Source organism: Mycoplasma sp. 1781 (assembly GCF_053851675.1).
Window position 1 is genome coordinate 14,582 of sequence record NZ_JBSQBC010000011.1, and the last position, 12,833, is coordinate 27,414.

Genomic DNA, 12,833 nt, shown 5'->3' on the forward strand with positions numbered 1-12,833 from the left:
TTATATAATAATAAATTATGGAAATTATGGAATCGGCAAAAGAAATTATTATATGTTCAATTAAAGAAGCATTGAACAAATTAAAGATAAATAAACCTGTAGTATTAACGGAGGCTAAAAACTACGGAGATTATTCTACCAATATTGCATTAACATTGCAAAAAGAATTAGGCAAAAAGGCAATTGAAATTGCCCAAGAGATTGTTAAAAATATTGATTTAAATAAATTTAGTCAAATTAGTGAAATTAAAATAGCAGAGCCTGGATTTATTAATTTTTGAGTATCTAATTCAGTTTTTGCAGATACAGTTAATTTAATCAATAAACTTGGAAAAAATTTTGGAAGCCTTTCTAAAGAAGGAAAAGGAAAGATTAATGTAGAATTTGTATCTGCAAACCCTACTGGCTATCTACATATTGGTCATGCTAGAAATGCCGCAATTGGGGCTACACTATGCAACATTCTAGAAAAAGCCGGACACCAAGTTATTAGGGAATATTTGGTAAATGATTATGGTAACCAAATGAATAAATTAGCAGTATCAATTTATTCAAGATATCAACAAATATTTAATCCTTCATATGAACTACCAGAAGATGCTTATCGCGGTGGTGATGTTATAGAATTTGCACAAGCATTTTATGAAATGCATAACGAAAAATATAAGGGTGTAGAATATACACCTGAAATCGAATTATTATTTAGAGATTTTGGTAGAACATTTGCTCTAAAAAATATTGAAGAAGATCTAAAGAAATTTGGTGTGTGATTTGATATATATACTTCAGAAAAAGCGCAATATGAAAATGATTTGGTTTGACCTGCTATAAGAAGATTAAAAACCACCTACGTAAAAGATGGGGCAACATGATTAAAAACCACAAGTGGTGGCAAAGATGATAAGGATAGAGTTATTATTAAAAGAAACGGTGATTCAACCTATCTTTGTGCAGATATTGCTTATCATGAACAAAAATTTAGACAACTTGAAGACTCAGAAAAAGGAATTATTATTGATGTTTGAGGAGCAGATCACTCTGGTTATGTTGAACGTGTCAAGTTTGCGTTTGAAGATCTAGGATACCGTAGAGATCAATTAGAAATTATCTTATTCCAACTAATAAGAGTTATGAAAGACGGCAAAGAAATTAAAATGTCTAAACGTTTGGGAACGTCTTTAACATTAAGAGAATTAATGAATGAAGTTGGCAAGGATGCAATTAGATTTTTCTTGATTGAAAGATCATACAATTCAAAAATTGATTTTGATATTAAAAAAGTTACAAGTACAGATGAATCCAATTCGATGTATATTATTAAATATGCTCATGCTCGTTGTGCTCAATTATTGCAAAAATTTAATTATGTTAACCCTATAGCAACCAATCTAACGGATGAATTTTCACAAAAATTAGTAGCTCAATTGAAGGAATATCCAGACTTAATTAGTACAATGGCTAAAACATACAAGGTTAATTTATTGCCACCATATTTACTAAAATTGGCTAGAGCATTTAATTCATTTTATTCAAATGTTAAGGTTATTGGATCTCAAAACGAGGAAAGCTATGTGGCTTTAGTTAAAGCTATTAAAATAGTTTTATTTGATGCGATGAAGTTAATGGATTTAGAAACTCCTGAAAAAATGTAGCTTTTGTTCTAAAATATAATTATTTAACACCACTTGATTGGTGTTTTTTTATTGCTTCTAGAGGTCAAAAGAATAAATAAAAAATGGCGGGTAAGAGAGGATTTGAACCTCCGCGGGTGCTTTATACACCCCTACAGTCTTAGCAGGACCGCCTCTTCGACCACTTGAGTACTTACCCATACCTATTTTAAGCATTGTTAATTATATACTAATATAAGTTAATTTATGTGAAATAATAAGGAAGACAAGTAAATATTTATTATTTTATTCTTTTTGGAGGATAAATTTCCTTAATATTATCTGACCATATTCCCAATTTTTGGTATCTTGCTTCCTTTTCATTATTCTTTAATCAAAAATAAAAGTTTTCATTTTTTGTGTAATATTTGCTTCTTTTATCAAGAGATATATAAGAAACTTTGCTAAAGCCGTTTTTTATGAGTTCTTTATTGATGCAAATTATTGAACCGTCGTTTTTATAAACTAAAATTATTGCGACAATTCGACCATAAGCATCAAAGAATTTCTTATTTTCATCCTTATTTTGGTCACTAATTGTTGTTTGGGGAATTACTCAAATTTTTTTTGCTTCAAGAAGATTTCTTGTTGTAAAGTTTTTTGCAATCTTACCATATTTAAATTGTAACCCAACTGTTGGTTCAAATTTTTGCCCTACTTTTTTTCATGTTTCTGGTGTATCGATACCAGAAAACCTGAATCTAAAAGTTTTATTATTTTTTATGTTTTTTAATTCAGCAGTATCACCATCATTTATCTTAAAAGCAGATACTTCGGTGGCATTGTTTTCTCTAAAATCATTAGATAGAAGGTATTCTTTGTTATTAACATAAATAGATTTACTAGTTAGGTATATTTCTTTGTCTTTGCTATCTTCTGCACTTATATCTTTTTTATCTTGGCTATTCTCGTTGCTATCTATTTTGGAATCGTTATTAAAAATTTCATCAAGGTCACCATTATTTATTTTATTATCATTAATTTGGAAATCTTTAAATAAGAATTTTAATAACGATATTTCTTGTTCGCTTCATTGTGAAAGTTTTTTTGTATAAGTTTTTCTTATTTTTTTAGCTAAAATAATGAATTTTTTAATTATTGAGTCAAAGACTTCTGTATCAATAACCTTCTTAAAGGAAAGCAAAGATCTAATTTTTAAAAACGCTGTAGTTATTTGGCTGTGTTCTTTCTTATTTAATAGGCTATGCTTATTGAGGATAGAAATTCAAATTTCATTTATTACTTTTAATTTATTCGCTAATTTATCAATATTTATTGGTAATGCTTGATTATTTATGGGAAATTTTTTTATGTCTTCTAGAATAATTATTAGTTGCTTTAAAAAGGTTTGATCTTTTTTTCTTGAATAGCTTTTTGAATCCTCGTTTGTAATGTCTGCAATCTCATTACATAACTTTAAATCTATGACATTTTTACTAATTGTATTTTTATATTCGGTTATTTTTCTTAATAGTTTCTGTGTATCGTTATTTTTTTCTATTGTGCATTGAACTAGCATATAGCTAGCTATCGGAAGGCTAGGAGCTATTAGACTTGATAATAAAAATCTTTTTATATTTTTTTTCATTAGTATTTGGTTAATATCTCCAATGCTTTATTGTAAATAGCCATATTACTATTTTTATAAAGTTTTCTCGGATTATAGTTTTTGTTTTCCATTATATTATTGTTTTTAAGAAAGTGTTCAAGTGCCTTTGCATTCTCTATTTGTAATTCGGTATTTATATTAATTTTTGCAATGCCATTTTGAATGCATTTTTTGATATCTACATCACTAATTCCCGAACCGCCATGTAAGACAAGCGGCATTTGAAGAGCTTGATTTAGTTGATTTAGTAATTCGAAGTTTATACCTTTTCAATTTTTTGGATATTCCCCATGAATATTGCCAATACCAATAGCAAGCATATCAATACCCACATTTTTAAACTCAATCGCTTCTTCAATTTTTGTATATACAACGTCACTGACGATACCATCCTCCGTTCCTCCTATTCTCCCAATTTCACACTCAAGTGAAATATTTTTTTTCTGGCATATTTTATAAAGTTTTTTTGTTATATTGAGATTTTCAAGAAATGGTAATTTACTTCCGTCAAACATTATAGATGAAAAATTTGCATCGATTGCTTTAATACAATCGTTATATGTTCCGTGATCTAAATGAAGACAAACGGGAATTGTTATTTTTAAATCCTGTATTAAAGAATTCACGACACTATAGCAAACATTGTAACCGCCAAAATATTCAGCAGCAGATGAACTCACCCCCAAAATAATCGGCTTATTCGCATTGTTAGCAGCAAGCAAAACTTGCTTAGCTCATTCTAAATTGTTAATATTAATATGGAACACAACATCTTTGTTTTTATATGCTTTTTTTAATAATTCTTTTGCATTAACTATCATAAACAAAATAAAAAACCAAACAAAATAAGTTTAGTTTTTATAGTCAGGTCTAATTGTTGTTCATGTTCCATCGGCATTGTGAAAGAATCTTCCATCTACAGTTAGTAAACGGTATAATTCCCCGCGTTTTTTTAGTAAAATTTCTTCATCAGTACTAGTATCAATACTTTCACTTCTTCATCTTTCTAATAGAATTTTTTGTATTGAATTAAATAAATTATAGAAATCTAAATTTTGTTTTTCATTTAGAATTTCTTCAGTAATATCAAGTAATGTTTTATATTCTTTTTCTTCTGTCATATAACCTCTTTATTTACAATAAGTATATATTTTACCTTAGTATTAAATATATTATAATTATAAATACTTATTATTTAAATTTATTAGGAATTTTAAAAATATGAAATGTTAAAAAAACTCTATTTTTTCAACTAATAATAAGGTCTAAAAACTTAAAAATTCCGGCATTGTCAAGTCTCAAATCTCTTATTTTATTTTATTATTTTTTATTTTTTAGTTTAAATTAGTATAAAAACCCAAAAAATAAAAGTGTAGTATAATTAATATTGTATAAATAGAGCATTTATTTGCACTTTTTTATACGCTAAATAACATCACTTATTTGAAAGGGAAACAAATGTCTGTATTTGACAGTAAATTTAAAGGAATTCACGTTTATTCAGAAATCGGAGAATTAGAATCGGTTTTAGTTCACGAACCAGGGCGTGAAATTGACTACATTACACCAGCTAGACTAGATGAATTATTATTCTCAGCTATCTTAGAAAGTCATGATGCAAGAAAAGAACACAAACAATTTGTATCAGAATTAAAAGCCAACGACATTAATGTTGTTGAACTAACTGATTTAGTTGCAGAAACATATGATTTAGCATCACAAGAAGCTAAAGACAAATTAATTGAAGAATTTTTAGAAGACTCAGAACCTGTTCTTTCAGAAGAACACAAAATGGTTGTAAGAAACTTCTTAAAATCAAAAATGTCATCAAGAGAATTAGTTGAAATTATGATGGCTGGAATCACCAAGTATGATTTAGGTATTGAAGCAGATCACGAATTAATCGTTGACCCAATGCCAAACCTATACTTTACCCGTGACCCATTTGCATCAGTTGGTAATGGTGTAACAATTCACTACATGCGTTACAAAGTTAGACAACGTGAAACATTATTCTCAAGGTTTGTATTTTCAAATCACCCTAAACTTGTAAACACACCATGATACTACGACCCATCTCTAAAATTATCAATCGAAGGTGGAGACGTATTTATCTACAACAACGAAACCTTAGTAGTTGGTGTTTCAGAAAGAACCGATTTACAAACAATAACCTTGTTAGCTAAGAATATTGTTGCTAATAAAGAATGTGAATTCAAACGTATTGTTGCAATCAATGTTCCTAAATGAACAAACTTGATGCACTTAGACACATGACTAACAATGTTGGACAAGGATAAATTCCTATACTCGCCTATTGCTAATGATGTATTTAAATTCTGAGACTATGATTTAGTAAATGGCGGAGAAGAACCACAACCAATGGAAAATGGTTTACCACTAGAACAATTATTAGAATCAATTATTAACAAAAAACCTATCTTAATTCCAATTGCTGGTGAAGGTGCTTCACAAATGGAAATTGAAAGAGAAACTCACTTTGATGGTACAAACTATCTAGCAATTAGACCAGGTGTTGTTATTGGTTATTCACGTAACGAAAAGACAAACGCTGCCTTAGAAGCTGCTGGAATCAAGGTTCTTCCATTCCATGGTAACCAATTATCATTAGGTATGGGTAATGCACGTTGCATGTCAATGCCTTTATCACGTAAAGATGTTATGTGATAGTAACTATCTAAAATTATTGAATTTTATATATTAAAAATCCTCAGCAATAAGCTGGGGATATTTTTTTGATTTAAATTTTAGGGTTTAGCTTAATAGTTTTAAGCTTATCTACTTCAAGTTTTGTTATGAAATCATGCTTTATATCACCTGAAAATTCTTTTGGATCATATTCACTTTCGCCTCTAAACAAGATAATTTGGTTACCCCTGTTTTCAGAATTGTCACTTTCGACAATATGAATAAAATTAATTCCAATTAAATTAAATCTTGAATCTATTACCATCGAACCGCTTGAACCGCTATCAAGTGATTCGTTGTTTTCATTGTTAAGATATAGTGTTGTCATCTGTTGGAGAATATTTTTAGGCATTCCGTGTTCAGATGCTTTTCCAAATGGTTTTTCATAGTCCATTCATTTATTGTCTATACTATTTCAATCTTTGTTTTCTTTTTCGTTATATCTTACCCATAAGCTATTAAAGTTATCTTTGTTATTTTTATCATTATCAACAACACGGTTTTTTGTTTCAATATAGCCACCTTGTGATCTGGCAGCATTTAATTTAATTGTTCCATTGACATCTGGAAAACCGAGCACAAAATGAGTTTGGATGGGGCTCTCGTGATTCTTTTGCTTATTTGTTTCATTACCAAAACCAATATATCAATCCTTTTCGGCTGGTGTGTCTAAAATTTCATATAGGGTAGGAAATAGATCTCTTATATTATTTTTAGTGAATCTTAGTTTAAGGATTGCAAAATCAGCTCCGCCATTTTTAACTGTCCCAAGGCGGTTATTGACATCTGTGAGTTCATCAAAGAAATTTGTGACAGCCCGATTTGCTCTTAATCCTTTCGAGCTAAATCTTGGAGTGTAGTATATCCAATCTAAATACTGACTTTTTGTATCAGTACCCTGATGTGTGTTTAGCGATTTTTTAAAGTATTTTTGATAATCATTAATAATTTCACCATTATTCGCAGTTTCATAGTTATGCTTATTGAAATTAAAATTAGGGTCTAGTCTTCCAACAAAGTTATTAATATTTTTTTTATCTGTATTTTTGTTGTACACAATACTTTTGTCAAAGATATGAGTTAATGATGCTACGTGGGCATTGGTTGCAACTAAAAATTCATATTCTTCGCCACCATTTTTATTGGTTGTTATTTTATTATCAATTCTGTCTACAATTCATGCTGTCCCAGAAGTACTTGTATAGTGTTGCGAAGGACTTCCACCAAAGGGTGGCCGTACTGTATAAATACCTTTATAATTTAGTGAGAATGACCTATCATAGATGTATTGATAAAAATCATCATTTTTTCTTAGCAATGAATTGCTTGTGTTAAGTGTTAGATGTCTAAATTGTGTAGATTTAGTTTTAAATAATAATGTTATTTCGCCAGTTAAATCATTATGTTTAGCTTTTATTTCTTCAATTTCTTGATTGAAGTCTATCATTTTTTTGATTGTATCTAAGTCGATATAATAAAGAAACTGACTTAGATTAGATGGAAGATAGCCAAAAGGGTTGTTTCTTATAATTCCCTTAATTTTATTAGCAGTATTCTCATCTTGTTTAATTTCGATAGAATTGTTGGGTATAGTATCAAAAGTGTCAAGGAACAAAGCTTTCATCATATGTTCTTTATTGTACCCATTAAAGAATTGACGTCATTTTTGTTCATCATTATCACCATATTCTCCATATATGCCAACTTCCTTAAGATAGTTTAAAAAACCAGGATCTAAGCGATTATTTGATAAATCTAAACCAGTGTTGTTATTAGCTGTTTTTAGATAGTTTTTAAATTCTTGAAGTTTCTTTTTATAATAAGGTGTTTGGGTGACAATAGCATTGGCATCATTGAATTTTTGTGTAGATTTATTAAATATTAAATCAAATCCTAGACTGTGCTTTGGTGAATCGGTTTTAGAATTATTAGTTGTTGAGTTTATATCGGTATTAAGTTTTTGAAGCTCATGGTTTCTAATAACCTTCTTAAATTTTTGGCTTAGATTATATAACTGTGTTTTAAATTCTTTTAGAGCATCATTTAATTCTTCGATGTTATTATTGTAATCTCTTTGGCGGTCGCGATATTTTATTAAGTTTGTATATGCTATTGCAAGCTTATGGCGTTCATCGACCAATTCAGGATCATTATCTGTTTTTTCAAAGAATTCATTTACTGTTGATATTTGTTTTTGAGCTTCGGCAAGTAATGCTTGACTATCATTTATTTTTTCATAGTTAGGAGCAGGTACATCTATGCCTGGTGATGGAGTTATATCTGGCACGTTTGGAGATGGTATTTGTGGTGCTTCATTTGGATTATTATTTTGCTTGTTTATTTCATTATCAATTTTTTGTGATAACTCGCCAAAAAGATCACGATAATCATTATTTGTGAAAGAAATTTTTTCTAGTTCATTTTTTAGTTTTTCTTGTTTATCAATGTCATGAATTGAAGATATATCATTATATAGTTTTGCTTTTGATTTATAAAAATCACTATTTTTTATATTTTTAGAAGTTTTAATTAAGGTTGATAATTTGTTTTTGATTGTTATTTCAATGTTAAGAGCATTTACATACACAATTGCTTTTTGGTTATATTCATCAAAGATACTATTGGCATCATTACTAATTTGTTCTAGCTCATCTTCAGTTATATTACCTTTTTTAATTTCATTTTGGTATTCATTATATTTAGGTGATCCATCAAGCTTTTCTATGTTTTTAGCAGTTTTGTCTAAAATTTTTTGAATTTCATTATCTAACTTTTTAATGATGTTGTCAATTTCTTTTGCATTAATATTTTGTTGGTTTAGTTGGTCTGACAACTCTTTTTTTAATGGATTTTTACTAGAAAGTCTTGAAATTAATTCTAATAATTTTTGCACATCCGGTTTCATTTGATGAGCAAGAATTTTTGCTTTAATATCTAATATTTTTTCTTCATTATCAGCACTACTTAATTCGGTTTTTAATTGCTTTTTTAAATTATCATCTTGAAAGGAATCAAGCAATATTTCTACATCGGATTTTAGTTTATTTAAGTAACTATTAACTTGATTTTTAATATCATTAAAATCGTCGACGTTTGCGTCTTTATTACTAAATTTTTGTTTTAATTCTTTGTATTTTTGCTTTGTTTTAGAAAGTTTATTAAGCAAAATTAACACTTCTTGTTTTAGAGTTGCTTTGTTTATTTCTAAATCTAGCAATTTTGAAACTTCTTCGATATTTTTGTTCGTAGCTAATTTAGCTTTATTTGCTAGTTCTTCTTTATCATTGTTTGAAATATCAGATGCATTAATTTTTTCGATTAGGGCATTTATTTTATTTTTTAATAGTTGATCTTCAGTGCTTATTTTTGATAGGAAATCAATAATATTTTTTTTAATTAGATTTATTTCTTCTAGTGTTTTAGCTTCACTTATTTGGATGATAAATTTTTCTTTTTTATCCTTACTTAAATCTTTTATCAAGGCATTTAGTTCTATTTTAGCTAATTCCAAACTTTTTGTTTTTTCTTGCAATATTAATTGTCTGTTAGTTTCTTCTAAAATATTTTTTAGGTTTGCAGCATTATTGTTATCTTGAAAACGATTGAGAAGATTGTTTTTTATTTCGGTGTTTTTTAATTGATTAATTTTTGATAAAACAAATGCTCTATCCTCTTCTATCTGCTTTTTTATGTTTTTTAAAATAATTTGTAGAGTAGCATAATTTTTAGGCGAATATTGTCTAAATTTAGGATCATTAATTTGTTTTAAAAAATCTCTTTTGCTATCCTCATTCACTATGTTTGCAACTAAATTTTTAGCAGCCGTGATTAAGTCTTGTGTTTCTTGCTGCTGTTTGTTGTTTTTTAAAAAAGTAGCATATCCTATTCCCACAGCAGTCCCTATAATACCTAGCATTGAAACAGTGGAAATACTTGCTATTAAAATCTTCTTCTTTTTGCTTTTTTGCATAAAAAACCTCAATATTAAATTTTTATCTTATGTAAAAGTGTTTTTATTATACCTAATTTTTACTTCTATTAAGCTAAAAAAGAAATGTATTTTTATACAAAAAAATTTTGAATTATCATAACAAAACTCCTTATTGTTGATTAAATTTAGATTTAAATTTCTATTTTTTTATATTTGTCAATCCTTTGGTATGTACTGAATCATTCACATAATTAATCCACCATATAAATTTCAGTCTTCTAACTTATTATTTTTTTACTAAAATTGTGTTAAAATTTGAAAGTACTTTTTATAAAAGTATCGATAGATTATGAAAAAACAAAATTAATTTATCAAACACTATTGTGAATTCAATCGCATGTGCCTTTTTTGGTGTTGATTGTTAGAAACAATAGGAAGAAAAAACAAACTTATTTTTATTTATATCTTAAAAAGGAGATTAAAAAAATGACAACAGAACAAAAACAAGTTGAACAAAAGCCAGTTGAACAAAAAACTGCAGTATCTAGCGAACCCGTTATTGTTTCAAGAGAAAAATTATTAGAAGCAGGAACATATTTTGGTCATAGAGTAAGCCGTTGAAATCCAAAGATGAAACAATACATTTATGGAAAAAGATCAGGTATACATATTATCGATATTGCTAAAACTCAAAAAACTTTAGAATATGCATACAAACTATTAAATAAAATGGCTCAAAAACCAATCTCATTTATTTGAGTTGGTACTAAAAAACAAGCTAAATCTGCTATTGAATCAGCAGCAGCAAGAACTAATTCAGTTTATGTTACTGAACGTTGATTGGGCGGAACTTTAACAAATTCGCAAACAATTTTTAAGAGCGTTAAGGAACTTGACAGATTAGAAGCTTTGCAAAAAAATGGATATCAAGGATATACTAAAAAAGAAGGTCTTCTAAACGATAAGAAGATTGCTAAGTTGCAAAAGAACCTTGGTGGTATTAGAAAACTAGCTAATAAAGCGCAGATGCCACAAGTTATGATTGTTGCTTCACCTGTTGAAGATGAAATTGCTATTAGAGAAGCAAAGAGAAAAGGTTTAAAAGTTTTTGCAATTCATGATACAAATTCAAATCCAGATTTAGTAGATTTTGTTATTCCAGCAAACGATGACTCGGCAAAATCATTAACTTTAATTATTACAATTTTAGCTGATGCTATTGCTTCTGCTAGAGGTGGTTCTCAATTATTTGCTTATAAAACTAATGAGGAAATTGTTTTACCAGAAGATCCTAGAACAAGCGAAATGAGAGAAATGAGAGAAAGAAGATTTAATAAACCAGTAGAATCTTCGAAAACACCTGAGGAAAAATAAATTATCTCAAAGTATAAGAAAGGGTATATATGTCAATCGATTTAAATAAAATTAAAGAATTAAGAGAAAGAACGAATTTAGGATTTTTAGATGTTAAAAAAGCGCTTGAGGCTAATGACAATGATGTTGAAAAATCAATCGACTGATTACAAGAAAGAGGAATTTTAAAGGCTGCTAAAAAAGCTGGAAGAATCGCAGCCGAAGGTATTGTTAGAGCTGTTGTTAAAGATAACGTTGCAGTTATATTTGAACTTAATTCTGAAACAGATTTTGTTTCTAAAAATGAATTATTTATTGAATTAGCAAATAAAATCGGTGAATCATTGTTGGTAAATGATTTTACCAATGATGAAGAATTACAGGCAATTAAAATTGATGGTGTTTCAATCGAGGATCAAACCAGTTTATTAACAGCAAAAATTGGTGAAAAAATAACATTAAGAAGAGCGCTAAAATATGTTGCTAAGGAAGGCGAAATTGTGGCCGGCTATACTCATGCTAATAATAGAGTGGCAACGATTATTATGGGTAAGGGTATGAATGCTGAAGCATTAAGAAATGTATCGATGCATATCGCTGCCCTTAACCCATCTTATTTAACAGAACAATGTTTGTGTCCAGTTGAGTTAAAGGGTATTCATGATATGTTGGATGCATCACCTGCTCTAGCAAATAAGCCTGAAAAGATTCAACAATCTATTAAGGAAGGTTTACTAAGAAAACAATTAAACGAAAAAGGTGTTTTATTATATCAACCCTTCGTAATGGAAGATACTAAAACTGTTGGGCAGTATCTAAATGATTCTCACTTGACTTTAGTTAGTGCTAAAAGATATGAGGTTGGTGAAGGAATAGAAAAGAAAACAGTTGACTTTGCCGCAGAAGTTGCCGAACAAATGGCTAAATAATAATTAAGATTAACTACCAAATTATGTGGTAGTTTTTTTATGCTAATTTAAAACTAGAAAGACAATCTATGATCAATTCTTTGAGTTCTTTTACAAACTTAGGTTTATCATCTTTAGATAAACACATTTTGGAGAACTTTAACACCTTATTTTTTATCTTTAGCATTACGCTTGAGAACAGGAAAGGCTGGGGAATTTATTGAATTATATTAGGCCTGATAATTTTTATACAAAATATGATGAAATACCAGAATCTGGGAAAAATCCGGTTTTAACAGCTAATAAATCATTTATTTTAGGCTATTCAAATGAAGCAAATACTTTTGATAAGGAATGTATTATTTTTGATGATTTTACTCAAGATTTTAAATATGTTAATTTTCCTTTTTTAGTTAAATCGAGTGCTATTAAAATACTAATTAATAAAAATACAATGTTTGATGTTTACTCCTTATTTTTAATTATGTTAAGTGTAAAACTTGAAAATTTTGGGCATGCTAGACACTACATTAATTTTGTTCAAAATAAAAATATTATATTATGTGGTTTTCATGAAATGAAAAAGATAAGAGAAATTTTTAACAACATAAACACCCTCATCACCCTTCATCAGCGTAAGTTAAATGCCTTAG

Annotated in this window: 9 protein-coding genes and 1 tRNA gene; 5 read left to right on the top strand and 5 right to left on the bottom strand. The window is 28.5% G+C overall.

The window, feature by feature from the left end:
- Positions 1-26 precede the first annotated feature (26 nt).
- Positions 27-1,652, top strand: a complete 1,626-nt coding sequence (gene argS, locus ACWXVP_RS02395; RefSeq protein ID WP_456012906.1) for an arginine--tRNA ligase — start codon at positions 27-29, stop codon at positions 1,650-1,652.
- Positions 1,653-1,736: 84 nt separating this feature from the next.
- Here the strand turns inward: argS and ACWXVP_RS02400 are convergent.
- From ACWXVP_RS02400 to rpoE, 4 genes are all read right to left on the bottom strand, one after another.
- Positions 1,737-1,830: transfer RNA gene (locus ACWXVP_RS02400), tRNA-Ser, on the bottom strand.
- A gap of 81 nt (positions 1,831-1,911) precedes the next feature.
- On the bottom strand, positions 1,912-3,258 hold the full coding sequence (locus ACWXVP_RS02405; RefSeq protein WP_456012907.1) for a thermonuclease family protein: 1,347 nt from the start codon (positions 3,256-3,258) through the stop codon (positions 1,912-1,914).
- Entirely contained in the window at positions 3,258-4,100 is an 843-nt protein-coding gene (locus tag ACWXVP_RS02410) for a class II fructose-bisphosphate aldolase (protein WP_456012909.1), read from the bottom strand. The genes ACWXVP_RS02405 and ACWXVP_RS02410 overlap by 1 nt, the downstream gene beginning before the upstream one ends.
- Positions 4,101-4,130: 30 nt before the next feature.
- Positions 4,131-4,400, bottom strand: a complete 270-nt coding sequence (gene rpoE, locus ACWXVP_RS02415) for a DNA-directed RNA polymerase subunit delta (RefSeq protein ID WP_438340627.1) — start codon at positions 4,398-4,400, stop codon at positions 4,131-4,133.
- Between the two features lie 337 nt (positions 4,401-4,737).
- Here rpoE and arcA point away from each other — a divergent pair, with 337 nt between their 5' ends.
- Entirely contained in the window at positions 4,738-5,970 is a 1,233-nt protein-coding gene (gene arcA / locus ACWXVP_RS02420) for an arginine deiminase (protein WP_438340628.1), read from the top strand.
- A gap of 70 nt (positions 5,971-6,040) precedes the next feature.
- Here arcA and ACWXVP_RS02425 read toward each other — a convergent pair whose 3' ends face one another.
- Complete coding sequence (locus tag ACWXVP_RS02425; RefSeq protein ID WP_456012910.1) at positions 6,041-9,958, bottom strand: MAG2960 family serine endopeptidase lipoprotein; 3,918 nt, start codon at positions 9,956-9,958, stop codon at positions 6,041-6,043.
- 447 nt (positions 9,959-10,405) lie between these two features.
- On the opposite strand from ACWXVP_RS02425, the gene rpsB reads away from it, so the two are divergent.
- From rpsB to ACWXVP_RS02440, 3 genes are all read left to right on the top strand, one after another.
- Positions 10,406-11,293, top strand: coding sequence for a 30S ribosomal protein S2 (gene rpsB, locus ACWXVP_RS02430; protein WP_456012912.1), 888 nt, complete (start codon positions 10,406-10,408; stop codon positions 11,291-11,293).
- A gap of 29 nt (positions 11,294-11,322) precedes the next feature.
- The gene (gene tsf / locus ACWXVP_RS02435; protein ID WP_456012913.1) at positions 11,323-12,201 is read left to right on the top strand and encodes a translation elongation factor Ts; all 879 of its coding nucleotides are present in this window, start codon (positions 11,323-11,325) and stop codon (positions 12,199-12,201) included.
- A 199-nt stretch (positions 12,202-12,400) separates the two neighbouring features.
- On the top strand, positions 12,401-12,833 hold a 433-nt coding region (locus ACWXVP_RS02440), incomplete at its 3' end, for a hypothetical protein (protein WP_456012915.1).